The 24895-nt window shown below is 70.0% G+C and carries 23 protein-coding genes; 6 read left to right on the forward strand and 17 right to left on the reverse strand.

What is annotated here, in order from left to right; translation table 11 throughout:
- Window positions 1-3: 3 nt before the first annotated feature.
- From J2Y46_RS17195 to rplJ, 7 genes are all read right to left on the reverse strand, one after another.
- Complete coding sequence (locus tag J2Y46_RS17195; protein ID WP_310243879.1) at window positions 4-1110, reverse strand: Gfo/Idh/MocA family oxidoreductase; 1107 nt, start codon at window positions 1108-1110, stop codon at window positions 4-6.
- Window positions 1107-2963 (reverse strand): DUF6807 family protein, encoded by a 1857-nt coding sequence (locus tag J2Y46_RS17200; RefSeq protein ID WP_052676838.1) that lies wholly within the window; start codon window positions 2961-2963, stop codon window positions 1107-1109. The genes J2Y46_RS17195 and J2Y46_RS17200 overlap by 4 nt, the downstream gene beginning before the upstream one ends.
- Before the next feature lie 178 nt (window positions 2964-3141).
- Window positions 3142-4479 carry an ABC transporter substrate-binding protein gene (locus J2Y46_RS17205; protein WP_052676839.1) on the reverse strand — a complete coding sequence of 446 codons (1338 nt, stop codon included), beginning with the start codon at window positions 4477-4479 and terminating at the stop codon, window positions 3142-3144.
- Window positions 4480-4574: 95 nt separating this feature from the next.
- Window positions 4575-5498: a carbohydrate ABC transporter permease gene (locus J2Y46_RS17210; protein WP_211255936.1), complete on the reverse strand. Its 924-nt coding sequence runs from the start codon at window positions 5496-5498 to the stop codon at window positions 4575-4577.
- Window positions 5485-6411, reverse strand: a complete 927-nt coding sequence (locus J2Y46_RS17215; protein WP_045300339.1) for a carbohydrate ABC transporter permease — start codon at window positions 6409-6411, stop codon at window positions 5485-5487. Before J2Y46_RS17215 ends, J2Y46_RS17210 begins: the two co-directional genes overlap by 14 nt.
- A 308-nt stretch (window positions 6412-6719) precedes the next feature.
- Entirely contained in the window at window positions 6720-7106 is a 387-nt protein-coding gene (gene rplL / locus J2Y46_RS17220; RefSeq protein ID WP_045300341.1) for a 50S ribosomal protein L7/L12, read from the reverse strand.
- Window positions 7107-7150: 44 nt separating this feature from the next.
- On the reverse strand, window positions 7151-7666 hold the full coding sequence (gene rplJ / locus J2Y46_RS17225; RefSeq protein WP_310243884.1) for a 50S ribosomal protein L10: 516 nt from the start codon (window positions 7664-7666) through the stop codon (window positions 7151-7153).
- 358 nt (window positions 7667-8024) lie between these two features.
- On the opposite strand from rplJ, the gene fdhA reads away from it, so the two are divergent.
- Together fdhA and J2Y46_RS17235 are read left to right on the forward strand one after the other, a co-directional pair.
- Window positions 8025-9245 (forward strand): formaldehyde dehydrogenase, glutathione-independent, encoded by a 1221-nt coding sequence (gene fdhA / locus J2Y46_RS17230; protein ID WP_045300343.1) that lies wholly within the window; start codon window positions 8025-8027, stop codon window positions 9243-9245.
- Between the two features lie 53 nt (window positions 9246-9298).
- A complete protein-coding gene (locus J2Y46_RS17235; protein WP_045300345.1) occupies window positions 9299-9703 on the forward strand; it encodes a heme-binding protein in 405 nt (134 codons plus the stop codon).
- Between the two features lie 36 nt (window positions 9704-9739).
- Here the strand turns inward: J2Y46_RS17235 and J2Y46_RS17240 are convergent, their stop codons facing one another.
- Window positions 9740-10375 carry a 4a-hydroxytetrahydrobiopterin dehydratase gene (locus J2Y46_RS17240; protein ID WP_045300347.1) on the reverse strand — a complete coding sequence of 212 codons (636 nt, stop codon included), beginning with the start codon at window positions 10373-10375 and terminating at the stop codon, window positions 9740-9742.
- A gap of 114 nt (window positions 10376-10489) precedes the next feature.
- On the opposite strand from J2Y46_RS17240, the gene J2Y46_RS17245 reads away from it, so the two are divergent.
- Window positions 10490-11197: a YqaJ viral recombinase family protein gene (locus J2Y46_RS17245; protein WP_396653210.1), complete on the forward strand. Its 708-nt coding sequence runs from the start codon at window positions 10490-10492 to the stop codon at window positions 11195-11197.
- Between the two features lie 24 nt (window positions 11198-11221).
- On the opposite strand, the gene J2Y46_RS17250 is transcribed toward J2Y46_RS17245, so the two are convergent.
- From J2Y46_RS17250 to J2Y46_RS17275, 6 genes are all read right to left on the reverse strand, one after another.
- Window positions 11222-11725 carry a 2'-5' RNA ligase family protein gene (locus J2Y46_RS17250; RefSeq protein WP_310243888.1) on the reverse strand — a complete coding sequence of 168 codons (504 nt, stop codon included), beginning with the start codon at window positions 11723-11725 and terminating at the stop codon, window positions 11222-11224.
- 43 nt (window positions 11726-11768) lie between these two features.
- Window positions 11769-13652, reverse strand: coding sequence for an ABC transporter ATP-binding protein (locus J2Y46_RS17255; protein ID WP_310243891.1), 1884 nt, complete (start codon window positions 13650-13652; stop codon window positions 11769-11771).
- A complete protein-coding gene (locus J2Y46_RS17260; protein WP_310243893.1) occupies window positions 13649-14512 on the reverse strand; it encodes an ABC transporter permease in 864 nt (287 codons plus the stop codon). Before J2Y46_RS17260 ends, J2Y46_RS17255 begins: the two co-directional genes overlap by 4 nt.
- On the reverse strand, window positions 14509-15462 hold the full coding sequence (locus J2Y46_RS17265; protein WP_045300612.1) for an ABC transporter permease: 954 nt from the start codon (window positions 15460-15462) through the stop codon (window positions 14509-14511). The genes J2Y46_RS17260 and J2Y46_RS17265 overlap by 4 nt, the downstream gene beginning before the upstream one ends.
- 76 nt (window positions 15463-15538) lie before the next feature.
- Window positions 15539-17188, reverse strand: a complete 1650-nt coding sequence (locus J2Y46_RS17270) for an ABC transporter substrate-binding protein (RefSeq protein ID WP_045300354.1) — start codon at window positions 17186-17188, stop codon at window positions 15539-15541.
- A 47-nt stretch (window positions 17189-17235) separates the two neighbouring features.
- Complete coding sequence (locus tag J2Y46_RS17275; RefSeq protein WP_310243898.1) at window positions 17236-19023, reverse strand: amidohydrolase; 1788 nt, start codon at window positions 19021-19023, stop codon at window positions 17236-17238.
- Window positions 19024-19187: 164 nt separating this feature from the next.
- Between J2Y46_RS17275 and J2Y46_RS17280 the strand changes: the two genes are divergently transcribed.
- Window positions 19188-19898, forward strand: coding sequence for a helix-turn-helix domain-containing protein (locus tag J2Y46_RS17280; protein ID WP_310243901.1), 711 nt, complete (start codon window positions 19188-19190; stop codon window positions 19896-19898).
- A 129-nt stretch (window positions 19899-20027) separates the two neighbouring features.
- Here J2Y46_RS17280 and J2Y46_RS17285 read toward each other — a convergent pair whose 3' ends face one another.
- Window positions 20028-21017, reverse strand: coding sequence for a hypothetical protein (locus J2Y46_RS17285; protein WP_310243904.1), 990 nt, complete (start codon window positions 21015-21017; stop codon window positions 20028-20030).
- A gap of 358 nt (window positions 21018-21375) precedes the next feature.
- Here J2Y46_RS17285 and J2Y46_RS17290 point away from each other — a divergent pair, with 358 nt between their 5' ends.
- Both J2Y46_RS17290 and J2Y46_RS17295 read left to right on the forward strand, forming a co-directional pair.
- A complete protein-coding gene (locus J2Y46_RS17290; RefSeq protein WP_310243907.1) occupies window positions 21376-23136 on the forward strand; it encodes an MDR family MFS transporter in 1761 nt (586 codons plus the stop codon).
- 11 nt (window positions 23137-23147) lie between these two features.
- Window positions 23148-23612 (forward strand): MarR family winged helix-turn-helix transcriptional regulator, encoded by a 465-nt coding sequence (locus J2Y46_RS17295; protein ID WP_052676854.1) that lies wholly within the window; start codon window positions 23148-23150, stop codon window positions 23610-23612.
- Window positions 23613-23619: 7 nt separating this feature from the next.
- Here J2Y46_RS17295 and J2Y46_RS17300 read toward each other — a convergent pair whose 3' ends face one another.
- Together J2Y46_RS17300 and J2Y46_RS17305 are read right to left on the reverse strand one after the other, a co-directional pair.
- A complete protein-coding gene (locus J2Y46_RS17300) occupies window positions 23620-23916 on the reverse strand; it encodes a Dabb family protein (protein ID WP_045300360.1) in 297 nt (98 codons plus the stop codon).
- Between the two features lie 66 nt (window positions 23917-23982).
- Window positions 23983-24840, reverse strand: a complete 858-nt coding sequence (locus J2Y46_RS17305) for a sugar phosphate isomerase/epimerase (protein WP_310243915.1) — start codon at window positions 24838-24840, stop codon at window positions 23983-23985.
- Window positions 24841-24895 lie beyond the last annotated feature (55 nt).

A 24895-nucleotide genomic window follows, 5' to 3' on the forward strand; every position in this document is an offset into this window, starting at 1 on the left:
GGTTCAGAGCACGCCGAGGTCGCGGAAGGTGCGCGCCTCCCACGCGACGCGCTCGACCGCCTCTTCCACGCCGATCACGGTGCGGGAAGTCTCGCCGTCGGATGCCTCGATCCGTATGAGCTGCGAAGCGATCGGTGCGGGCGGCGGCCCTGTGACGATCTCCTCGAGAACGCGGGTGAAGGCACCGGTGCGTGCGAGCGGGGCGAGCAGGTCGTCCCCGTCGCGGACGTGCCGGGCGAGGTTGTCGAGCAGGCTCGTGCGCTCGAAGGCGTACGTGCGAGGCAGCGCCGCTGCGTCACGATGGACGTGCAGCGTGTCGAGCGTGTAGACGTACACGAGGAAGCCGCGCGTGCCCCGCACGAGCACGAACGGCTCATGGCGGGTCGGGGCGGTCACCGCGAGGCCGGCCGCCACCTTGGCTCCCCCGCGCAGCTCGACGACGAGGGACGACGTGTCGTCGGTGGCGATGTCGTTCGCGCGACGGAGGTCGGCGTCGATCCCTACGACGTCGTCGGGGGCCGCGGCGCCGGCGATCGCGAACGCTGTCGCGAGGGCGTGGGCCAGCGGGTTGGTCGCGACGCCGTCGGCGACCGGTCGCCCGTCGATCACGCGGTGCCCCGCCCAGGGCGCCCGTCGCCAGTACTCCTCGGACCGCGTCCAGAGCCCGACTGCGCCGTAGTGGAGCACGTCTCCGATCGCACCGGATGCCGCGGCGTCCGCCGTCGCCGCCACTCCGGCACTGCCGAGCGACTGGAAGCCCACCTGCACGGCGCGGGACGCGGCATCCGTCGCACTCACGAGAGCGTGATGATCGGCGACCGAGGCGACGGGCGGCTTCTCCAGCAGGACGTGCGCACCGCGCGCGAGCGCCAGGCGGGCAAGGCCGGCATGGGTGGGGATCGGGGTGCTGAGCACGACCACGTCGAGATCGACGGCGTCGATCATGGCGACGGCGTCGGCGAACTCCCGTGTCGAGGAGGGCACGTCGCCGCCGCCCCGGGGGTCGGCGACGGCGACGAGTTCGAGATCGGGCGCCGCGAGCACGGTGTCGACGTGGCCGCGCCCGTGACCGTGGACGCCGGCGACGCCCACGCGAAGGCGGTTCGTCACAGCCCCGCCTCGGCCCGCAGTGCGGGAAGCACGGCGTCGACGGCCGCAGCGTCGGCGAGCTCTTCATCGAGCACGAACGCCGTCAGCTCGAGGTTCAGCTCGCCGCCCTCGGGGATCGTGCGTGCCTCGTCCCATGCCACCGAGGGGCCGGCGCCGAGATACTCGGCGAATCGGACGAACCAGGGCAGCTGCTCTTCTCCCTGCGTCAGCACGACGGTCGTGCCCCGCTCGGGGAAGGTGAAGGCGATCCAGGGTGTCGCAGCCCCGTGCACATCGCGCTCGGTGTCGCCGGCGGGGCTGAAGACCCGGGCGATCTCAGGGGCGAACCGCCAGAAGATGCCGCCGTACCCGGCGCCGTCGCGCCCGTTCGTCGCCGGGGACCCGAAGGTGATCGCGTCGAGCGTCGCCTTGAGGTGGCTGCGCCACCGGAGCGCCCAGCCGTTCGCCAGCTCGGCGGAGCGGAGCTCGCGCACCTCGACGAGCTGCGTCGTGCCGTGTTCGTCGACCCAGCTCAGCCGCTCGTCGAGCGCGTGCCCCTCGATGTGAAGGCGGTCACGGCGCTGCCGGCCGTGGTTGGGAACCATGACCGATCCCTCGCCGCGCACGTACGTGCGGCCACCCCAGTACGAGGTGCCGTTGACGTCGGCGATCGCGAGGCTCACGCCGAGGTGGTGAGGGTGGTCGGTCGGCTCCGTCACGGTGAGCGGCGTTCCGGTGCGGGAGATCACCGCGTCGAGGTACGGGCGCGGCGAGAGCACCGAGTCGACGTTCACGCCCTCCTCGTACTGGGCGACGACGGTGGACCCGAGCCGCAGGACCGGGCGGGCCGGGCCCACCCAGCCGCTGGCGTGGGACGCCGGACCGGAGCTGCGGCGCGCCACGAGGACCGGCCGATAGAACAGGGGGTGGTCGGCGCTCTCGCCGTCCAGCGCTTGACGCATGCGATTCCAAGCCTGCCGCCCGATCTCGATCCGCGGGACCGACATGGTCGTCAGCGGAGGGGCGGCGAAACGAGACTGCGGGATGTCGTCGATCCCGACGATGGAGAGTTGTTCGGGCACCTCCACGCCGACCTCGCGCAGGCGCGACATGAGCCCGAGGGCGACGAGGTCGTTGAAGGCGATGGCGGCGGTGGCTCCGGTCTCGAGCACGGCGTCGGCGGCGTCGTAGCCCGCCTCCATGCTCGAGCCCGCCGGAATGGTGAGGAACTCGAGGTCGGCGTGTTCCCGCGCCAGCTCCCCCAGTCCGAGGGCCCGCTGCTCGTTCGCGTAGCTGAGGGCCGGACCCGCGACGTACGCGATGCGTCGGTGGCCGAAGCCGCGCAGGTGCATCCCCAGCTCCTTGACGGCCGTGGTGTAGTCGACCGACAGCTGGGCCGCCGCGGTGTCGTCGACGCGGCGGTTCACCACCACGACCGGCGTGGTGCGGTGGATGAGGTCGCGGAGCTCGGCGTCCGGCATCCGTGGCGACACCAGCACCAAGGCGTCGCACTTGCTGCGCGCCTCGCTCGCGATGTCGGCCTCGACGCCGACCGCCTCTGCGCTGTCGGCGACCAGCACACGGTAGCCGTCGCGGGCGGCGGCGACGGTGAGCCCCTTCAGGACGCCCTGGAACATCGGATTCTCGAGGTCGGGAACCAGCAGCGCGATGGTGTGGCTGCTCCCGCGCACGAGGCTGCGCGCCGCCTCGCTCGGCGAATAGTTCAGCGCAGCGACCGCGCGGTTGACCTTCGCGACGATGGCGGGATCGACGGTGGCGACGCCGTTGAGCACGCGTGACACGGATGCCTGCGACACACCGGCGTACTGTGCGACCTGCGCCATCGTGATCGGGCGCGACGTGACCTCGCTCAAGGAATCCCCCTCCTCTCTCAATCTTGGGCGCCGACGGGCGCGGTGGGGCGCATTCGACCGGACGACTTCCGCGTCGGGGCGCCCGCCCGGGACCGGACCCCTCATCACTTCGGTCCGGCCCCGGACAGTCCTGGGCACGGCGGGGTCGCGCGCTCTGTGTCGCGACCCCGCTCGTGGGCTAGATGGCCGCGTCGTCGAGCGCCTGCTGCAGCTCCGCGATGAAGCTCGCAGCGGCGTCCTCGGGCGTCACCTCGCCGAACAGCACGCGCTGCGTGTGCTGATCGATGATCGTCTCGATCGCACCGCCGCCCGGCGGCGTCGCCGGCGGCGCGTCGCCGACGCGTGGCGCGATCTTGTCGAGGAAGTCGACGACCTCCTGGTTGACCTCGTCGAGCTTCGGGGTGATGTACGCACGGATCTTGTCGTTGGCGGGCACGCCGCGCTCGGCGAGCAGCAGGTCGGCCGCCTCCTCGCTGTTGGCGAGGAAGTCGAGGAACAGCGCGACCTCCCCCGGGTGCTCGGTCTTGGCCGATGCCGACCAGAACATCGAGGGCTTGTAGTACGCGGCGGCGTCTTCGCCCTCGTCGGGGGTCGGCACCATGAGCGGCACCAGGTTCTGGCCGCTCGCATCGCGGAGGGCGGCCACCTGGTTCGACCACCACGGTCCGAAGGCAGACTGGTTGGTCGCCGTGAACGACTCCGCGAGTCCGGCGGACTCGCGCTCGATCGTCGCGGAGGGCACGGGCGTTCCACCGGCCTCGGTGACGTCGAGCAGGTTCTGCCACCAGGCGGCGAGCGTCTTCTCGCTCGCGGTCACCTCGGGCGAGCCGTCCTCGGCGTACAGCGACTCGCCGTGCTGGCGCAGCCAGTTGTTGAGGCCGCCGTCCTCGAAGCCCCACGACTGCGAGCCGACGACCGCGCCGCCGCTGGCGGCGGTCACCTCCTCGGCGATCTCGTTGAGGTCGTCCCACGACCACGTCTCATCGTCGGGCAGCTCGATGCCGAGACTGTCGAGCACATCCACGTTCGCCATGTAGGTGTAGGTGTTGATGCCCACCGGAATGCCGTACTGCGTGCCGTCGAGCGCGCCGGTGCCGAGGACCGACTCCGGGAAGTCACCGGTCGGCAGCTGGTCGCCCAGGGTTCCGAGGTCGAGCAGGACGCCGTTCGCCGCGTACGTCGAGAGCTGCTTCTCGTCCATCTGGATGATGTCGGGGGCGTCTCCGGCGGCCACTGTGGTGGCGAGCTTGTCCCAGTAGCCCGCCCAGTCGGTGTACTGCGGCTCGATGGTGATGTTCTCGTGCTCGGCCTCGAAGGCGGCGATGAGCTCCTCCGTGATGCCGTGGCGGACGTCGTTGCCCCACCAGGTGAAGCTGAGCGTCACGGGTTCGTCGGACAGGGTCGGTCCGGTGGCGGGGGTCTCCGCCTGACCCCCGCACGCGGTCAGCGTCAGCATCGTCGCTGCGCCGACGGAGGTCAGCAGCAACCAGCGCGGTGCGGTTGTGGTGCGTCGCATGTCTTGCATCCTTTCCACCGAAGTCGGTGAGTGGTGTTGGTGCGGTGTGATGAGGGTGGGCCTGGCGGCCCGCGAAGAGGTGCGTGACGCGAGCGTCACTTGATCCCGGTCGTCGCGATCCCCTTGATGAGGAACTTCTGGCCGAACAGGAAGATCAGGAAGATCGGGATGAGCGACACGACGCTCATCGCGAACATCTGGGCGTAGTTGGTTGAGCTCTGCGCATCCTCGAAGGACCGCAGCGCCAGCGGCACGGTGTACAGCTCGGGCTTGGTCAGGAAGATCAGCTGCGAGAAGAAGTCGTTCCAGGTCCAGATGAAGGTGAAGATCGCGGTCGTCGCGAGTGCGGGCACCATCAGCGGAAGGATGATCTGCAGGAAGATCCGCGGGTGGCCCGCCCCGTCGATCCGCGCGGCCTCATCGAGCTCCTTCGGTATGCCCCGGATGAACTGGACCATGAGGAAGATGAAGAACGCGTCCGTCGCCAGCAGCTTCGGGACGATGAGCGGCAGGAACGTGTTGACCCAGCCGAGCTGGGAGAACAGCACGTACTGCGGAACGATGATGACGTGGATCGGGAGCATGATGCTCAGGAGCATCACCGCGAACCAGAACCGCTTTCCACTGAACGACAGGCGGGCGAACGCGTAGGCCGCCATCGAGCACGACACGAGGTTGCCGACGATGCAGCCGATCACGATCAGCGCCGAGTTCCACATGTAGACGTTGAACGGGTATGCGAGCGCGTTCCACCCGTCGGTGTAGTTCGAGATCTCGAAGCTGTCGGGGATGATGCTCGGATCGCGGAAGATCTCGTCGTTCGGCCGCAGCGAGCTGACGACCATCCAGATCACGGGGTAGAGCATCGCGAGCGCGAGCGCGATGAGCAGGGTGTGGCGCACGATGCTCGTCATCGGCCTGCGGAAGGCGCTCCGCCGGCGGGAGCGCGGCTGGCGTCCTGTGACGATCGTCTCGGTCGCGAGCGGGGCCGGCATGGCGGCGTCGTCAATCTTGGTCATCGTAGAAAACCCAGAATCTCGAGGTCCAGAACATCAGGACGGTCAGAATGCCGATGATGACCAGCAGCAGCCACGCCATGGCCGATGCGTAGCCCATGTTGTAGTTCGTGAACCCCTGCTGGTACAGGTACAGCGTGTAGAAGAGCGTGGAGTCGACGGGGCCGCCGGTGCCGCCCGAGACGATGTACGCCTGGGTGAACGACTGGAACGTGCCGATCAGCTGCAGCACGGCGTTGAAGAAGATGATCGGGGTCAGCAGCGGGATCGTGATGCGGAACAGCTGCTGCCGCCTGCTGGCGCCGTCGACGTCCGCGGCCTCGTAGTACATCGTCGGGATCTGCCTGAGGCCCGCGAGGAAGATCACCATCGGCGAGCCGAAGGTCCACACGTTCAGGATCATGAGCGTGCCGAGGGCGGTATCGGGGTTCGAGATCCATCCCTGTCCCTGGATGCCGAACACCGCGAGCACCTGGTTGACGAGGCCGTCGACGCCGAAGATCTGGCGCCACAGGATCGCGATCGCGACGCTCGCTCCGAGCAGCGACGGAAGGTAGAACGCGGAGCGGTAGAACGCCAGCCCGCGAAGGCCCCGGTCGAGCACGATCGCCAGGAACAGCGCGACGGCGAGCTGCAGGGGCAGTGACACGAACACGTACGTGAAGGTGACCTGGAGCGCCGAGTGGAGGCGCTCGTCCTCCCACATGCGGGCGTAGTTCTGAAGTCCGATCCACTTCGGCGCGCTGAGCAGGTTGTAGCGGGTGAACGACAGCCCGAACGAGGCGACCATCGGGCCCATCGTGATGAGGACCAGCCCGACGAACCACGGGGCGAGGAAGAGGTAGGCGGCCTTGTTCTGCTTCTTGCCGTCGCTCTTCGCGGTCTTGAGCTTGCCGAGCTCGCCGATCGCGCTCATGCGGTGCCTCCGCATGCGCGGCCCGGCGGCAGCGTTCTAGGGCGGTGCGTCGTCGTCACCGTATCCTCCGGTCTCGTCTTCGAGGGTGAGAATGCGCTTTCTGGAATGCGCTTTCTCATTCTTGCCAGAACGGATGCTGCAGCGCAAGCCCTGCAGTGAAATCAACGGTGGAGCGTGACCGATTCGTGAGAAAGGGGTTTCACAGAATGCGCAGTCTCAGATCCAACTACCGGTTCTCGAAAACGACGAAGGCCCCGGATGCCGAGCATCCGGGGCCTTCGTGGATCGCTGCAAGAAGCAGCGCGGGATTACTTGAGGGTAACCGTCGCGCCGGCCTCTTCGAGAGCGGCCTTCGCCTTGTCGGCGGTCTCCTTGTTGGCGCCCTCGAGGACGGCCTTCGGAGCACCGTCGACGACGGCCTTCGCCTCACCGAGGCCGAGCGAGGTGAGCTCGCGGACGACCTTGATGACCTGGATCTTCTTGTCGCCGGCGGCCTCGAGGACGACGTCGAACGAGTCCTTCTCCTCGACCTCTTCCGGAGCGGCACCGGCGGGCGCGCCCGCAGCGGCAACCGCGACCGGGGCGGCGGCGGTGACGTCGAAGGTCTCCTCGAACGCCTTGACGAACTCGCTGAGCTCGATGAGCGTGAGCTCCTTGAACGCGTCGAGCAGCTCCTCAGTGCTGAGCTTTGCCATGATGTTTCTCCTTGATTGTGGTTTTGCTACGCCGAGGCCCGATGTCAGGCCGCGGACTCCTGCTTCTCGCGCAGCGCGTCGACCGTGCGGACGGCCTTCGACGGAAGCGCATTGAAGACGTTTGCCGCCTTGGTCATCGAGGCCTTCATCGCACCGGCGAGCTTCGCCAGCAGGACTTCACGGCTCTCGAGGTCGGCGAGCTTGTTGACCTCGTCAGCGCTCAGGGGGTTTCCGTCGAAGAAACCGCCCTTGATCACGAGAAGAGGGTGTGCCTTGGCGAAGGCACGGAGACCCTTCGCGACGGAGACCGGGTCACCGTGCACGAATGCGATGGCCGACGGACCCTTGAGGTCGTCGTCCAGCGACGTGATCCCCGCGTTGTTCGCGGCGATCTTGGTCAGCGTGTTCTTCACCACGGCGTATTCCGCGTCCTGACGGATGCTGTTGCGCAGCTCCTTGAGCTGGGCAACCGTCAGACCGCGGTACTCGGTCAGCAGAACGGCGGTCGAGTCCTCGAAGTGCTTCGTGAGCTCGGCGACCGATGCTTCCTTCTGCGCCATGGCCACTCCTTGTGTGAATGAGACGCTCCGCGGTGGCGGGGCGCCGGACGAAGGCTCCCGGTCATCCTCGTCGCGGCAACAAAAAAGCTCCGGCGCAAGCGCACGGAGCGGGATTCCTGAATCCAGGAGAATCGTTCGTGACACCTGCGCGGGCCCCTGCGTTGCAGAGCTTCGATCTCCATGCGTTCGCACGCACGTCGATGACCAGCGGTCTTCGGCTTCCACAAGGGTACGTGATGCCGCGCGGTCCGCCAAATCGAGCCCCCATTGCGCGAGGCCTCCGGAAGGAGAAGGCTCTCAGCGGACCCAGCACGACGAAGTCGCCGGCCGAATCTGTCGAGCGACGGAGAGGACGACGATGTCTGCGAACAGGGCGGTGGCGTACAAGGGGCCGGGCGAGGTCGAGGTCATCGACACCGACTACCCCGAGTTCGAGCTCAAGGACGGCCCCGGGGTCAACCCGGCGAACGTCGGCAGGAAGGTGCCGCACGGCGCGATCCTCAAGACCGTGTCGACGAACATCTGCGGCTCGGATCAGCACATGGTGCGTGGCCGCACGACCGCACCGGCGGGGCTCGTGCTCGGCCATGAGATCACCGGCGAGGTCGTCGAGGTCGGCCCCGACGTGGAGTTCATCAAGGTCGGCGACATCGTCTCGGTGCCGTTCAACATCGCCTGCGGCCGCTGCCGCAACTGCAAGGAAGGCAAGACCGGCATCTGCCTCAACGTCAACCCCGACCGCCCCGGCTCCGCATACGGCTACGTCGACATGGGCGGCTGGGTCGGCGGCCAGGCCGAGTACGTGCTCGTCCCCTACGCCGACTGGAACCTTCTGAAGTTCCCCGACCGCGACCAGGCGCTCGAGAAGATCCTCGACCTGACGATGCTCTCCGACATCTTCCCCACCGGCTTCCACGGCGCCTACACCGCCGGCGTCCGGCCGGGATCGACCGTCTACATCGCCGGGGCCGGCCCCGTCGGGCTCGCCGCCGCCGTCGGGGCGCAGCTGCTCGGGGCAGCGGTCGTCATCGTGGGCGACCTCAACGCCGACCGCCTGGCCCGCGCCCGCTCGTTCGGCTGCGAGACCGTCGACGTCTCCCAGGGCGACCCGAAGGATCAGATCGAGCAGATCCTCGGCGTCCCCGAGGTCGACTCTGGCGTGGACGCCGTCGGCTTCGAAGCGAGAGGACACGGATCGGATGCCTCCCACGAGGCGCCCGCGACGGTGCTCAACGCGCTGATGGACCTCACTGCGGCAGGGGGCGCCCTCGGCATCCCCGGCCTCTACGTCACCGGAGACCCCGGCGGCATCGACGAGGCCGCCAAGGTGGGCTCGCTGTCGCTGCGCCTCGGCCTCGGCTGGGCGAAGTCGCTGTCGTTCACCACCGGGCAGTGCCCGGTCATGAAGTACAACCGTCAGCTCATGATGGCGATCCTGCACGACAAGGTGCACATCGCCGACGCGGTCGGCGCGACCCCGATCGGCCTCGAAGACGCCCCGCAGGGCTATGCCGACTTCGACCAGGGTGCCGCCAAGAAGTACGTGCTCAACCCCAACGGCTACATCCAGACCGCTTGACCGACACGGATGCCTCGGCCCGAGGCATCCGTCCCGCTATGAAAGGAACCCCCATGTCCGTGACCCTCGCAGATGCCCGCCGTGTGATCGAAGCCGCCGAGAAGCGCGCCGACGAGATCGGCCAGCCCATGAACATCGCTGTCGTCGACGCGGGCGGCAACCTCGTCGCGCACGTGCGCCAGGACGGCGCCTGGATCGGCAGCATCGAGATCTCGATCAGCAAGGCATGGACGTCGAAGGCGTTCGACATCTCGACCAAGGACCTCGGCGACAATTCGCAGCCGACGCAGCAGTTCTTCGGCATCCACACCACCAACGCGCACGGCCGCGGCGTCGCCATCTTCGCGGGCGGAGTGCCGCTTACCCGCGACGGCGAAGTCGTCGGCGCGGTCGGCGTCAGCGGCGGCTCGGGCGAGCAGGACCAGACCGTCGCGGAGGCCGGCGCCGCAGCGTTCTGACCTCGAGGAGAGATGGCGGGCCGCGCGCCGGCGGGGTCAGGCCCGCCAGGGACAGAGGTCGACCTTGTGGCCGTCGGCGTCGGCGAGCGTCCACCATTCGGGCGCATGCGAGTCGTCGACGATGACGCCGCCTGCGGCGAGCGCGGCCTCCAGCCGCTTCTCGATGACGTCGCGGGGGCCGTTGACGTCGAGGTGCGACCGACCTCGCAGCGGCTTGTCGACCGGCTGGAACCAGATCAGCGGGCCGCGCCCGTCCTTGTCGAACAGGACGCCGTCGCGCACCTCCGAGAATCCGGTTGCCGCCTTCCAGAACGGCACCACGGCCCCCGGATCCGGTGTGGCGACCGCGAGCATCACGTCGAGCATGCGCCCGGTGTCGGCCGGGATGTCGAGCTCGCGCGCGGCCTGCGAGATCTGCGCGGCGAGCGCAGCATCCTTCTCCGTCAGCCCGCCGGCCGAGTGCGTCGTGAGCCGCACGCGCACGGAGGTGTACCGGACGTCGACGTCGGGATGATGGTCGGCCGCCTCCGCCAGCTCGGCGATCGCGCCGAACAGCTGCGCCCCGGCCGCGAACGTGCCGGTGCGGAACAGGGCGAACGCCCCGGTCACGCGCGGATGCCAGTGCTCGACACCGGGGAAAGCGCGGAACTCGGCTGAAGTGATGGTGTCCATGCCCCCGAGGATGCCACCGTCACAGCCCGCCGCAACCCCCCTTGCGCACCCTCGTCTGTCGACCGCGGTGCGTCGCAGGCGGCGGATGTCGGGTCGGCGGCGTAGCCTCGAAGGGTGATTCCCGAGCACTCCGCCGCGCGCCCGTCCGGGCTCGCGGCGCAGGCACCGGAGGTCGCCGCCCGCATCGTCGCGGACTCGCGCGACCGGGTGGCCTGGGTGCGCGCCCGGTCCCGGGGTATCACCGCGACGGACGTCGCGACCCTCACCTCCGACAGGGCGATCGCCCGCGCGGCCGATGCGAAACTCCTCGGCTCGGGCTTCTCGGGCAACGCGTACACCGCGCACGGACGCGCGCGGGAGCCCGAGATCGCCGCGTGGGTCGCGGCGACCCACGGCATCCAGCCGTCGTCGGCGCTCTTCCACGCCGTCGTCGAGAAGAGGCACCTCGCGACGCCCGACGGCATCGCGGTGGACGGGGTCGGTCGCATCACCCTCGCCGAGATCAAGACGACGAACAAGGCGTGGCGCAGCATCCCGCGCTCGTATCTCCGCCAGGTGTGGTGGCAGCAGCACGTGCTGGGCGCCGAGCGCACGCTGGTCGCGTGGGAGCAGCACGACGGTTTCGTACCCGTCGACGACGAGCCCCGCTGCGCGTGGGTCGATCGCGACGACGCCGAGATCGCGAAGCTCGTGCGTCTTGCGACCGCCCTCATCGACGAGCTCTACCTGCGCACCATGCGGGCACGGCAGCAGCCGGAACGGACCCCGCAGCCACCCGCCGCGCCGCGCGAGCCGTTCCGCGCGCTCGCCCTCGCCGACTGAGCGCTCGCGGAGCGCGCGCCGCGCTCACCTGATCGTGGTGACGCGGCGGTTCTCGGCATCCCACACCCGCACTCCCACGGCCTCCCCGCTGATGTGCGGGGCCCTGATCGTGCGCATCGCCGTCGCCAGCCGCACCGCGGTCAGCCCTCGCGCGAGGGTGATGTGCGGCGTCCAGTGGTCGATGCCCGTCGTAGAATAGCGCGGCTCGGGCCTGCCGGCGAGCTCGGCCACGACACGGTGAATCGCCAGCAGGGCGGCGCTCACGACGAGCTGGCGCGTGAGCACGTACCGGTCCCGGTGGCCGAGGAGCAGCACTCCTCCGAGCTCCAGGGGGACGGGAAGGATCTCGGCGATGCCGGCGAAGGCCGACGGCTCGAGATGATCCCGCACCGCGAGCGTGACGTGCGGGCGGTTGCTCGGCGCGGGATTGCGTCCCGAGCTCGGCAGGTCGGCGCCGAGGAGCCGGTCCCAGTCCTCCCGCACGACGCGGTCGACCTCGGCATCCGGAATCAGTTCGACGCTGAACACCCCTCCATCCTCCCGCGCGCCGGCGTCCTCCGCCGGACACGGGTCACCGCGCCTGCCCGCCCGCCTCGATGTTCGCCGTCTCCACCGCCCGCGCCTGCGCATCGCCGTCGTCGGCGTGCGTGTCCGACCCACCGCCGTCGATCGCCGCAGCCTCGACTTCGGCACCTGCCGCCTCCGCGTCCCACCCGGGTTTGGGCACCGAGTCGATGAGCAGCCGCGTGTACTCGTGCTGCGGGGCGGCGAGCAGCTCCGCCGTCAGGCCGCGCTCGACGATCTCGCCACCGCGCATCACGACGGTCTCCTCGCACACCCGCCTGACGACGGCGAGGTCGTGGCTGATGAAGAGCACGGTGAGTCCGCGCTCCCGCCGGATGCGGTCGACCAGGTCGAGCACCTGCGCCTGCACCGAGACATCGAGCGCACTCGTCGCCTCGTCCATCACGAGCACGTCCGGCTCGATCGCGAGGGCGCGCGCGATCGCGACACGCTGCCGCTGACCGCCGGAGAGGGTCCGCGGCCGCGCGCCGGCGTGCTTCTCCCCCAGTCCGACCTGGGCGAGCAGGTCGAGCACCCGCGACCGCGCCTCGGTCACCCCCAGGCGCGTGTGCAGGCGCAGGGCGTCTTCGATGGCCCGGCCCGCCGTGATGCGCGGGTCGAGCGACAGGTACGGATCCTGGAACACCATCTGCACGCTCCGCGCGTGGGCTAGCCGGTCGCGCCGGTTGCGAGGAACAGCGCTGCGCTGCCGACCGTCGATGCGGATGTCGCCCGCGTCGGCGGCCTCGAGCCCCACGATCATGCGCGCGAGCGTCGACTTGCCCGACCCCGACTCGCCCACCACGCCCAGCGCACCGCCGCGAGGCACCGCCACCGACGCGTCGATCACCGCGCGCACCGGCTCCTTGCCGCGGCGCACGTAGGTCTTCGACACCCCGTCCGCCTCGAGCATCGGCGGCGCTGCGGCGGCCGGGTCGGCAGCATCCGCCACCATCTCGCCGTGCACAGAATCGGAGATCGCCGACGACGCGGCGGCGAACGGATGCTGCGGCCCGGCGTGTCGCGCAGAACCTCCGATGCTGTGCTGGGCCGCGGCGCCGACGAGCGTCGGGGTCGCCGCGACGAGGCGCCGCGTGTACTCGGCCCGGGGGTCGCGCAGCACCTCGTGTGCGCGCCCGTGCTCGACGACCTGGCCCCCGCTCATCACATAGACGCGATCGCAGAGCGAGGCGGCGAGGTTGAGGTCGTGCGTGATGAAGAGCATGCCCATGCCGCGGCTCGCGCGCTGCTCGGCGAGCACGCCGATGATCTCGGCCTGCGTCGTGACGTCGAGCGCCGTCGTGGGCTCGTCGCACACGAGGAGCTTCGGCGACGTGGTCAGGGCTCCTGCGATCATGACCCGCTGCAGCATCCCGCCCGAGAACTCGTGCGGGTACTGGCGCAGGTGATCTTCGGGGCGCGGAAGACGCACCGCCTCGAGCAGTTCGACGGCGCGTGCGCGCGCAGCATCCGTCGACCATCCCTCCGCGAGGCGCAGCGCCTCGGTGAGGTGGTCGCCGATCGTGCGCATCGGGTTGATGCCCGCGCGCGGATCCTGGAAGATCATGGCCGCGCCATGGCGGCGCAGCTGCCGGAGCCCGGCTGCGGGTGCGGTGAGCACTCCGGCCCCGTCGAGCACGACCTCGCCCGTGATCGTGGAGCGGTCGGGAACGAGCCCCAGCACCGTGCGGGCGGTGAGGGACTTGCCCGACCCGGACTCGCCGACGAGGCCGACGGTCTCGCCCGCGGCGACCGACAGCGAGATGCCGTGCAGCAGCCGCGTTCCGTCCCGCAGGTCGAGCGCGAGGTCGCGGATGTCGAGCAGGGCGTTCGCGGGGGCCGCGGTCGCAGCGGTGTCGACCGGATCGACCACGGTCTCGGGTACGCTCATGCCGGGATCTCCCCACCGATGCGGTCGGAGAGCTCTTCCCCGATGACGTTGACGGCCACGACGACCACGACGACGGCGACGGCCGGCACGATCGCGGGCAGGAAGTGCCCGCCGATGAGCCCGGCCTGCGCCTCGTTGATCATCGCGCCCCAGTCGGCGGCGGGCGGCTGCACGCCCAGGCCGAGGAACGACAGGGCCGCGAGCTCGGCCAGCACGTAGCCGAAGTTGAGCGTCGACTGCGCCCCGACGACCGGCGTGACGTTGGGCAGCACGCGCCGCAGCGCGATCCACCCACCGCCGAAGCCCTGAACGCGATACGCCGCGACGTAGGGCCTCGTGCGTTCGGCCGCGATCAGCGAGCGGGTGAGGCGCGCGACGAACGGCGCGTACGCGATGCTCATCGCGATGACGGGAGCGACCAGCCCCTTGCCGAACAGCGCGACCGCCATGATCGCGATGAGCAGCGACGGGAAGGCGAACAGCACGTCGAAGAGGCGACCGAGCACGGAGTCGATCCAGCCGCCGCGCCAGCCGGCGACGAGACCGAGGAGGATGCCGAGCAGGGTCGACGCGATCACCACCAGGAGCGGGCCGAGCAGGGCCGTGCGCGCGCCGTAGATGAGACGGCTCAGCGTGTCGCGGCCGAGGCCGTCGGTGCCCAGCCAGTGCGCGGGGCTCGGCGGCGCGTTCACGGCGGCGAAGTCGACGGCGTCGGGGTTGTACGGGGCGAGGAACGGCGCGAAGATCGCGGCCAGAGTCATCGCCGCGAGGACGCCGAGGGCGATCGCGAGCGTCAGGCTGGTGCGAGGCCGCCGCGGCGCGCGCAGCACCTTGACGGCGAGTGTGGGCGTGGTCGTCATCGGGCACCGGCTCCGGCAGCGGATCGGGGATCGATCCAGGGTTCGAGGACGTCGATCACGGCGTTCACGAGGACGAAAGCGGTCACGACGAGGAGGACGATCGCCTGCACGACGGGGAAGTCGAGACGGTCGACCGACTGCACGAGGAGCGACCCCATGCCGGCGAGACCGAAGGCCGCCTCGACGATGGAGCTCGCGACGAGAAGCCCGGCCACCAGCATCCCGCTCACCGTCAGGATCGGCCCGACGGCGTTGCGGAACACGTGACGGCGGATCACCGTACCGCGCTTGATGCCACGGCTGATCGCGACCTCGACGTGCTCGCGGTCGAGCTGGTCGATCATCGACGAACGCGTCACCTTGCCCACCAGCACGACGAACACGACCGCGAGGGCGATCGACGGAAGCACGAGGTGGTAGACCGTGTCCCAGAAGCCCTCGCCCGACCCGAACGACGGGAACCAGCCGAGCTGCACCGCGAACACCGCGATCAGCACGATCGATCCGACGAACGACGGGATCGCCCCAAGCACGGTGAGCCCGATGAGGATCGAGCGGTCCGCGAGGCGGCCCCGGTGGAGGGCGGCGACCGCGCCGGCGATGAGGCCGACGACCGCGATCACCGTGCCCGCGATCACGACCAGGCCGAGCGTGACGGGCAGCCGCTCGCCGAGCACCACAGTGACGTCCTGCCGGTACTGCAGCGAGCGCCCGAGGTCGCCCTGCAAGAGCCCCGCCACCCAGTTCAGGTACTGCTGCCACGGCGGGAGATCGAGGCCGTACTGCGCGGTGATCTGCGCCACCGCTTCGGCACTGGGCTTGCGGCCCCGCAGCAGGAACGCCACAGGGTCGCCGGGCACCAGGAAGCGCGAGAAGAACACGAGCACGGATGCCAGGAAGAGCGTGAGCAGCAGCCCGCCGAGTCTGCCGGCGATCCGACGGACGGCGATCGTCGCTCCCCCGCTCCCTCCGGCCCGCCGCCGATCCGGGCCGGGCCCGGCGGCGACCGCCGGGTCCGCGCTCACGTCAACGGGAGCCAATGGTCGCCGCCCACGGGTAGTACATGAACGCCACCGACGGGGCGACGCCGGTCACCCGGTCGCCGAGGAACAGCGTCATCGGGCCCTGTAACAGTGGCAGCCAGGGCAGCTGCGCGTTCGCGATGCGCTGAGCCTGAGCGGTGACCTCGCTGCGCGCCGCCGGGTCGTCGATCGCGACCGCCTCGTTCACGAGGGCGTCGAACTCGGGGTCGCTCCAGTTGCCGTAGTTGCTGAACTCGCCGGTGCGCAGCACGCTGTACATCTCGAGCGGATCCGGGCTCGACAGGTACCACGACGTGTAGAAGAGGTCGATGCCCTCGCGCGCGCTCGGGTCGGAGAACAGCGCCGTGTACGCGCTCGGGCTCACCGTCTCGATGGTCGCCGTGAGGCCGATCGACTGCGCGGCGGCGGCCGCGCCCTGCGAGATGACGGTGAAGTCGTTGCTGATCGGCGCGGTCGCGATCACGATCTCCTCGCCTGTGACTCCTGCCTCGTCGATGAGCTTCTTCGCCGCCTCGACGTCGTACGGATACTCCTCGAGCCCGTCGAACGCCTCCTTCAGCGCCGCGTCGCCGGCGCCGACCCAGACCGACTCGGTGGTGAGCACGTCGGTGACCTCGCCGTAGCCCTTGGCCGCTGCATCCAGGATCCCTTGCCGGTCCATCGCCATCAGCAGCGCTCTGCGCACGCGCTCGTCACCGAGCGGACCCTCCAGGTTGCTCACGACGAGGCTGCCGACAGCGGTGTTGAGGCCGAAGTGGATATCACCCTTGCCGGAGGACTGCAGCTGGGAGATCGCGTCGGTCGGGATCATCCAGCCGCCGTCGACCTCGCCCGACTTCAGCGCGTTGACCCGCGCGTTCGCGTCGGTCATGAACAGGATCTCGACCTCGCCCGCCTTGGCGCGCAGCGAGGCGTCCCAGTAGTCGTCGTAGCGGGTCAGCGTCACGGATTCGCCCGACTTCCACTCGCTGAGCTCGAACGGGCCCGTGCAGTTCACCAGCCCGGACGAGTTGCCGTAGTCCGCGCCCTTGTCGGCCAGCGTCGCCGCCGACTCGACGACGCCCGCCGCGCCGCCCATCGCGAGGTTGAACTGCGAGTCCGCCTGGTTCATGGTGACGGTGACCTGGCGGTCGCCGGTCTGCTGGATCGAGGCGACGTTCTGGTACACGGAGTACCAGGACGACCCCACCTCGGGATCGAGGTGGCGGCTCATCGATGCGACCACGTCGGCCGCCGTGAGCGGGGTGCCGTCGTGGAACGTGACGCCGTCGCGGATCGTGTAGACCCACGTCTCGGGCGTCGGGTGCTCGAACGCCTCCGCCAACCCCGGCGTCAGCGTGTAGTCGGGGTTCAGGCGCAGGAGCGATTCGCACACGTTCGAGAGCACCTGGTTGTCGGCGTAGTCGAACGCGTACGCGTAGTCGAGTGAGTAGGGCTCGGAGTAGCTCACCCACGAGAACGAGTCGATGTCGCCCGACGGCGCGGCCGTCTGGACGGTGTAATCCCACTCGGGGGCGGCGGTGGCGTCGGGGCTCGACGTGTCGGCGCTGCACGCGGACAGGACGAGCGCGCCCGCCACGCCGAGGCTCGCGGCGGCGAGCAGGCGACGGGCGGCGCGTCGGGTGCGGATCATGGTGCTCCTCGGGTTCTGACGACGGTGTCGGGTGGTGGAGAAGGAACTCAGGACATAGCGGATGCTGCGGCCTCGGCGCGCGCTGCGGCCTCAACGTCGGCGTCGGCCTCGGCGCCCGCTGCGGCCTCGGCGTCGGCGCGCGAGTAGACGTGCTCCCCGTCGATCCAGGTCGAGGCGACGCGGCACAGGTGGAGGTCCTCGACGGGGACGGTGAACGGGTTCGGCTCCACGACGACGAGGTTCGCGAGGTAGCCCGCGCGGACGTAGCCGGTGTCGTGGTCGCGGTGATTCACGTACGCGGTGCCCGATGTGTAGGCGGCGAGCGCGGTCGCGAGGTCGAGTCGCTGGTGGCCGCCGCCGAGCGGCTCGTCGTCGGAGAGCGGCGCGACGCGGTTCACCGCGATGTGCACGCCCGCGAGCGGGTCGGCGCTCGAGACCGGCCAGTCGCTGCCGCCGGCGAGGCGCACCCCTGCCCGCTGCAGATCGCCGAACGGGTACTGGCGCGATGCGGCGGACTCGGCGAGGAACGGGAGGGTGAGCTCGTCCATCTGATCCTCGTGGCACGCCCACAGGGGCTGCATGTTCGCCACCGCGCCCGCCGCTGCGAAGCGCGGCACGTCGGCCTCGTCGACCACCTGGATATGGGCGAGGTGATGACGGCCGTCGGTGGCGCCGTTGACCTCCGCCGCCGCCTCGACCGCGTCGAGCGCCTCGCGCACGGCCCGGTCGCCGAGGGCGTGGAAGTGCAGCTGGAAGCCTGCGGCGTCGGCCGCGATCGCGTACTCGCGGAGCCGCTCGGCCGGGATGAACGACAGGCCCCGGTTGTCGGTCGGGTGACCGTGCCCGTCGCGGTACGGCTCGAGCATGGCGGCCGTGTGGTTCTCTGCGACGCCGTCGACCATGAACTTGATCGAGCCGAGCGAGAAGCGGTCCTCGCGTCCGAGCGCGGCGACCTCGTCGCGGGCGCGGATCATGCCTTCGAGCTGCTCGATCCCCTCACCGCGTTCCCACCACTGCGCCCCGACGACGTGCGCCTTGAGGGTTCCCTCGGCGAGCGCGCGACGGTAGGCGGCGAGGCCGCCGGCGATCCCGGGGAAGTTCCCGACGAGAGCGTCCTGCCAGCCCGTGATGCCCTGGGCGATGAGGTCGTCCTGCGCGCGCAGCAGGCCCGCGTAGGCGAGGTCTTCCGAGACCTTCGGGCGCGCCTCGGCGAACAGGTCGGCCGCGCCCTCGTGGAAGGTGCCGGCGGGGAACCCGTCGGCCTCGCGCTCGATGCGGCCGTCGGCCGGGTCGGCCGTGGCCGCGTCGACGCCGGCCGCGCACATCGCCGCGGTGTTGGCCCACGCGGAGTGGTGGTCGCGGCTTGCGAGCAGCACCGGCCGGTCGGGCACGATCGCGTCGAGCGCGCCGCGCAGCGGGGCTCCGCCCGCGAAGTGGTCCATCGACCACCCGCCGCCCACGATCCACTCGGCGTCGGGGTTCTCGGCGGCGTAGCGCGCGATGGTCGCGAGCGTGTCGGCGGCGTCCTCCGAGCCGGTGAGGTTGCATTGCAGCAGCTCGACGCCGCCCGACATCGGGTGCACGTGCGCGTCCTGGAACCCCGGCGCGAGCAGCGCTCCCGCGAGGTCGACGACCTCCGTGTCAGGGCCGATGAACACGGATGCCTCGTCCTCGGCGCACACCGCCGCGATGCGCCCGTCGCGCACGGCCACGGCGACGCCGCCCAGGGCCTCGGCGCTTCCCGCCCGAACGAGGTCGGAGCTGAACAGCGCACCTCGGATGAACACGGTGTCTGCGTACGGGTTGTCTGCACCGGCAGGAACAGCAGCGGCCACGGGACCTCTCCTTCGTCGTCGAACGGGTTGCTTGACGATAGACGGCTGTCATCGCATCTGTCAACACTGTTGACAGGGTCGATGACCTCTCGAGTAGGCTCGGATCGTCCGGGGTCGAGACGGGCCCGCGTGGCACGATGGACGCGACGGCGAAAGCGGGGATCATGGCGGCACGCACCGGGGCGACGCCCGAGAAGCCGGGCGCGAAGCGCCTGGATCGGGCCACGATCATCGCGGCGGGCCTCGAGCTCGCCGAGACGACCGGATCCGCCTCCCTCTCGATCCGCGACCTCGGCGCGAAGCTCGGCACCGACCCGACCGCCGTCTACCGGCACTTCCGGGGCAAGGAGGAGCTGATGAGCGCACTGCTCGACGAGCTCACCCTGCGGAGCCTCGCCGCGGTCACCGCCGAGCCCGAGCAGTGGCAGGAGCGCCTTCGCCAGCTCGCATCGGCGACCCTGACCGAGTTCGCCCGCTACCCCGCCGTAGGGCAGGAGGCGATCGTCCTCACCACCCACGGCCCCGGAGAGCTCGACGCCATCGAGCTGATGCTCGACGCGTTCTCGCGAGCCGGCCTCACCGGAGACGCCCTGGTGCAGCACTACGCACTCATGGCCACCCACGTGCTCTCGATCGCCGCCGGCGTCGCCCGCGCGCGGGCCGAACGCACAACCACCGCCACCGCCACCGCCACCGCCACCGCCACCGCCGAGTCCAGCCCGTGGTTCGAGGGCCCGCTGCTCGTCGACCCGATCAAGCACCCCCACATCGCACAGATGTCCGCACAGCTGCTGGCCCTCGAAGACCGCGAGCTCTTCATGCTCGGCGTCGAGTCGGTCATCCGATCCGCCGAGCGCGCCGCCCGCCCTTCCTGAGAAGGATGCCGCCGGCCGCAGCATCCGCCCCACATCGCTCGTTCACATCACGTGCTCTCACCGAGCGCACGCGTTATGAACGCACACGACGGGTGATCTCGGTGGGAGCACCCGATGTGAACGGCAGGGTCACCGGCGCGGCGGGGTGATCCCGAAGGCAGCGAGGCGGCGACCCAGCGCCTCGGGCGTCAGGATGTGCGGGGCTTCCGCACGCGCGAACCGACGCTGGGTCGTGCCGCGGATCCAGTCCTCGCGGCGCTTCTCGTCGAGAACCACCTCCTTGACCGTCTTCCCCGACGCGAGCGCGAGTTCGTCGTATTTGCCCATGCCATCGAACTCGTAGAAGCTCCGCACATCTTCGATGCCGATGTCGACGCGATAGGTCCGCCCGTCCGGTCCGCTGACCGGCACCTGGAGCCGCAGCTCCTGGAATCCGAGACGACTCAGCTGCAGCCGGCTGACCGCCTCCCCGGGCGACTCCGAACGACCGTCGGCGAAGCGGATCGCCGCCTCAGCCTGGCGAACGCCTCGGCCACCGCGTGCAGCTTCGCACCGCTGCAGCATTCGCTCACGCCATGCTTCCGCGGCGCGTTCCTCGTACGCGGATCCGCGCATCGCCTCGCGGCGCAACGCGGCATCCGCCACAGCGATGGCAGCCTCCATGCTGAGGGTGCGCACCAAGTCGAACACCGTGCGATCCAGCGTCGTGCACCGGATGCCGTTGACCACCGTGATGTCGCCAGCGGGAAGCAGATCGGCATGGTGTTGCAGCCCGACGCGGCTGGACCCGCGTCGCGCTTCGGGCTTGAGGAGGTGGACCGCCGACGGCGTGTGCCGATACAGGGGCAACTCCGCCAGAACCCCGGCCGACTCATGGGAGGCGACACCATCGCCGTCGCGCATCTCGGCGACCGCGGCGCACACCTCGATGAGGTGACGCGACTCCGGCCAGAGATCGTTCCAGAGCTTTACCCCGACATACCGGTTGCGCTGCAGCCGCCGCAGCTCGCCGCGCACCACCGCGTCACCGATCGCCCGCGCGGTCATGCCGCCGGCCCGCAACTGCTCGCGGCTGCGGACCACAGCCATCGCCTCGTCGAGACTCAGGTGGCGCGGCACGCGACCCAGACTGCCCGCGACGGCATCCGGACGCTCGACCGATCCCGCAGCCTGTGCGCTGCTCGTCCCCGCAACGACCTGTGGAGGAACGGATGCCGCGGGCCGCAGCATCCGCCCCACATCGCTCGTTCACATCACGTGCTCTCACCGAGCGCACGCGTTATGAACGCACACGACAGGTGATCTCGGCGAGAGCACCCGATGTGAACATCCCGCGCTTGCGCCCTCAACCCACGTGATGGTTGACGTACGTCAACCATCAGCGTATAGTTGACGCGAATCAACTGTTGACTTGCGTCAACCTTCTTGCGCGCCGACGTCGCCGCGACACCACCACTCCTCGTTCCTAAGGACTCCTATGGCCACGTCCACCCCCGCGACCGGGTCGGTCGCAACCTCGACAGCTGGCATCAGCAGCGCCGACGAGAAGCGCCGGCACCGCAAGATCCTGCAGGCGCTCACCGGCCTGCTGCTCGGCATGTTCGTGTCGATGCTCGCGTCGACGGTCGTCTCGACGTCGCTCCCGGTCATCGTCCACGACCTGGGCGGCGACCAGGCGGCGTTCACGTGGGTCGTCACCGCGACCCTGCTCACGACCGCGATCTCCACCCCCATCTGGGGCAAGCTCGCCGACCTCTTCAACCGCAAGCTGCTGATCCAGATCGCGATCGTGATCTTCGTGCTCGCCACCGCAGCCGCCGGCTTCTCGCAGGACCCCGGCACGCTCATCGCCTTCCGCGCGGTGCAGGGCATCGGCGCCGGCGGTCTCGCGGCGCTCAGCCAGGTCATCATGGCCGACATCATCAGCCCGCGCGAGCGCGGCCGGTACATGGGCCTGTTCGGCGCCGTCATGGCCGTCGCGACCGTCGGCGGCCCGCTCCTGGGCGGTTTCATCACCGACACGATCGACTGGCGCTGGAACTTCTTCATCGCCCTGCCGTTCGCCGTCGCCGCGCTCATCATCATGCAGCGGACGCTCCACCTGCCGGCGCGCCCGAAGAAGAAGGCGCGCATCGACTACTTCGGCATCGTGCTGCTGTCGACGGCCGTCTCGCTGCTGCTCATCTGGGTCACCAACGCGGGCAAGGACTACGACTGGTGGAGCACCGAGACCATCCTGATGGTCGGCGGCGCGCTGCTGGCAGCCGTGCTCTTCGTGATCGTCGAGCTGCGCTCCAAGGAGCCCCTGATCCCGCTGACGATGTTCCGCAACCGCACCTTCACCCTCGCGGTCATCGCGTCGATCTCCATCGGCATCGCGATGTTCGGCACGTCGGTGTTCCTCAGCCAGTACATGCAGCTGGCGCGCGGCGCGACCCCGACCGAGGCGGGTCTCATGACGATCCCGATGATCGGCGGACTCCTCCTCGCATCCATCGTCATCGGCGGTCTCGTGACCCGCACCGGCCATTGGAAGCCGTACCTGATCGTGGGCGGCGTGCTGCTGATCGCCGGCTCCTACCTGCTGTCCACCATCCACTACGACACGAACTTCGTGCTGGTCTCGCTGTACATGTTCCTGCTCGGCGCGGGTGTCGGCATGACCATGCAGAACCTCGTGCTGATCGTGCAGAACACGTCCAAGCCGTCGGAGATCGGCGTGGCGAGCTCGGGAGTCACCTTCTTCCGCAGCCTCGGCGGCACGATCGGCGTCTCGGTGATGGGCGCGGCGCTCGCGACCTCGACGACGAACCTGTTCACCGACCGCAAGGACGACATCGGCGCAGCGCTCATGGCACTCGGCGAGAAGGGCGCGGCCATCGGCCAGCAGCTCGCGTCGGGCACCATCCCGCAGGTCTCGTCGCTGCCCGAGTCGATCCGCGTGATCGTCGAGGACATCTACGCGCAGGCCATCGCCCACTCGTTCCTGATCGCCGTGCCCCTGGCCGTGGTCAGCCTCATCGCGATCATCTTCCTGCCCAACAAGCCGCTCACCCGCATGACCACGAGCGAGCGGGTGCAGGCGAGCGAGGCCGACCTCGCGACCGTCTCGGTCGCCGAGGGCATGGAGACGCTGACGGCCACCGCGACGGTGGACACGGATGCCGCGACCCGCGGCCCCGGCACCCCCGCGGCCACCGCAGACACGGCGGACGAGGCATCCGCCCCTCGACGCTAATGTCGAACCTGATGACCTCCGACGACACTCGAGCGGCGCGCACCGAGGCGGTGCGCGCCCTCGAGGCGGAGTTCTCTGAGCTGATCAACCGCATCCGGCGGATCCTCATCGACAACGCCAACCGCGTGAGCCCCGGCATGCTGCCGGGCGCCTACAAGGTGTTCACCACCATCGTGCGCCGCGAGGGCATCACGCTCTCTGCGCTCGCAGAGTCGCTCACGTCGGACAAGGGCCAGATCAGCCGCACGGTCCGCGAGCTCGAGCAGCTGGGCCTCGTGCAGCGCACGCCCGATCCGGACGACGGCCGGTCGAGCCTGCTCTCCCCCACGCCGTTCGGACTGGAGCGCCTGGCCGAGGCGCGCGCCCCGCAGGAGAACCTGCTCGTGGACGCGCTCGAGGAGTGGCCGGTCGACGACATCCTCAACCTCACGCGCCTGCTGCACGCGCTCACCATCGGCGAGCGCCCGGCGTCCTGACGCGGGCTCAGGCCTCGACGAAGTCGTACTCCTGGAACTCCGCCACCTCGGGGACCCAGCGCTCGGCGACGAACGCGACGTGGGTGGGGTGGTCGTTGTAGGCCTGGTACGCGGCGGCGTCCTGGAACACCATCGAGAACTGGTGCTCGAGGTCGCTCTTCGCGCTCACCTGCCGGTTGATGCGGAAATCCTCGACGCCCGGGATCGACGTGAGCGCGGCGCGCGCGTCGGCGAGGAACGCCGTCTCATCCGGCGAGCCGGCGGGGTGGGCGAGGCGGAAGACGACGGTGTGCTGAATCGGCATGCTCCGAGTCTTCCGCATCACCGGCAGCCCGGGGCGACGGCAGACTCCGTGGCCGGCCGTGATCGCTCAGCGCGACCCCTGCAGTGCCGTGAGATAGCGCAGCGAACGCTCGGCCAGATCGTCCGGGCTCGACGCGAGCGGCCGCCACACCGACGCGGCGACCGCGATCGTGGCGTTCTCGCCGGTGAAGCTCTCCAGCCCCAGGATGCCGTGGTACCCGGCGTCGTCGAGGGCCGCCAGAGTCTCGGGCCAGTCGGTGTGATCGTCGCCGACCGGCCCCCGATCACTGCCGCAGACCTGCACGTGCGCGATGTTCCCGGCGGCGGCGCGGATCGCAGCGTCCGGTCGCTTCTCCTCGATGTTGAGGTGGTAGGTGTCGAGCGCGAGGCCGAGCCCCGGCCCGAACAGCGGCCCAAGCGCCTCGAGGCCCTGCTCGACGGTGTTGATGACGCTCGTCTCATACCGGTTGAGGGGTTCGACGGCGAGCGCGAGTCCGGCCGCTGCGGCCTCGTCGACGAGGGGTCCGAGGTTGCGGCGCAGCTGCGCCACGACCTCGGCGCGCTCGCCCGCCGTCATGCGCCAGGTGACCCCTGTGGGCGCATAGAAGGGCCCCGCGACGACGGATGCCCCGACCCCGCGGGCTGCGGCGAGGCACGTGCGCAGATACGCCTGGGTCGCCGGCACGTTGCCCGCCCGATCGACGAGCGAACGGCCCGGACCCATCGCGCCGATCACCACGGGAACGAGACCCAGCGAGCCGAGCAGATCGCCCGCGCGCGCAGCATCCCAGTCCCCCGCGTTCTCGAGCGGCAGCTCGATCGCGCCGAAGCCCATGCGCGCGATCTTCGGCGCGAGCTCGGCCAGCGACTCGTCGGTCAGCGGCGAGGTCCACACCCAGGTGTTGACGCCGATCGTGCGCTGCATGCAGATCCTTTCGTCCGTCATGGGCTCGAGGCGTTTCGTCCGGCTCGTTCCTCGC

This window comes from Microbacterium sp. BE35 (assembly GCF_031457705.1).
Lineage (GTDB): Bacteria > Actinomycetota > Actinomycetes > Actinomycetales > Microbacteriaceae > Microbacterium > Microbacterium trichothecenolyticum.

What these genes read in the sequence shown, in the direction of transcription:
- J2Y46_RS17295 (WP_052676854.1), top strand. Translation starts at nt 23,148, where the DNA reads ATGACCTCCGACGACACTCGAGCGGCGCGCACCGAGGCGGTGCGCGCC.
- J2Y46_RS17305 (WP_310243915.1), bottom strand. Translation starts at nt 24,840, where the DNA reads ATGCAGCGCACGATCGGCGTCAACACCTGGGTGTGGACCTCGCCGCTG.
- fdhA (WP_045300343.1), top strand. Translation starts at nt 8,025, where the DNA reads ATGTCTGCGAACAGGGCGGTGGCGTACAAGGGGCCGGGCGAGGTCGAG.
- rplJ (WP_310243884.1), bottom strand. Translation starts at nt 7,666, where the DNA reads ATGGCGCAGAAGGAAGCATCGGTCGCCGAGCTCACGAAGCACTTCGAG.
- J2Y46_RS17235 (WP_045300345.1), top strand. Translation starts at nt 9,299, where the DNA reads ATGTCCGTGACCCTCGCAGATGCCCGCCGTGTGATCGAAGCCGCCGAG.
- J2Y46_RS17240 (WP_045300347.1), bottom strand. Translation starts at nt 10,375, where the DNA reads ATGGACACCATCACTTCAGCCGAGTTCCGCGCTTTCCCCGGTGTCGAG.
- J2Y46_RS17210 (WP_211255936.1), bottom strand. Translation starts at nt 5,498, where the DNA reads ATGACCAAGATTGACGACGCCGCCATGCCGGCCCCGCTCGCGACCGAG.
- J2Y46_RS17280 (WP_310243901.1), top strand. Translation starts at nt 19,188, where the DNA reads ATGGCGGCACGCACCGGGGCGACGCCCGAGAAGCCGGGCGCGAAGCGC.
- J2Y46_RS17260 (WP_310243893.1), bottom strand. Translation starts at nt 14,512, where the DNA reads ATGACGACCACGCCCACACTCGCCGTCAAGGTGCTGCGCGCGCCGCGG.
- J2Y46_RS17300 (WP_045300360.1), bottom strand. Translation starts at nt 23,916, where the DNA reads ATGCCGATTCAGCACACCGTCGTCTTCCGCCTCGCCCACCCCGCCGGC.
- J2Y46_RS17290 (WP_310243907.1), top strand. Translation starts at nt 21,376, where the DNA reads ATGGCCACGTCCACCCCCGCGACCGGGTCGGTCGCAACCTCGACAGCT.
- rplL (WP_045300341.1), bottom strand. Translation starts at nt 7,106, where the DNA reads ATGGCAAAGCTCAGCACTGAGGAGCTGCTCGACGCGTTCAAGGAGCTC.
- J2Y46_RS17215 (WP_045300339.1), bottom strand. Translation starts at nt 6,411, where the DNA reads ATGAGCGCGATCGGCGAGCTCGGCAAGCTCAAGACCGCGAAGAGCGAC.
- J2Y46_RS17270 (WP_045300354.1), bottom strand. Translation starts at nt 17,188, where the DNA reads ATGATCCGCACCCGACGCGCCGCCCGTCGCCTGCTCGCCGCCGCGAGC.
- J2Y46_RS17255 (WP_310243891.1), bottom strand. Translation starts at nt 13,652, where the DNA reads ATGAGCGTACCCGAGACCGTGGTCGATCCGGTCGACACCGCTGCGACC.
- J2Y46_RS17205 (WP_052676839.1), bottom strand. Translation starts at nt 4,479, where the DNA reads ATGCGACGCACCACAACCGCACCGCGCTGGTTGCTGCTGACCTCCGTC.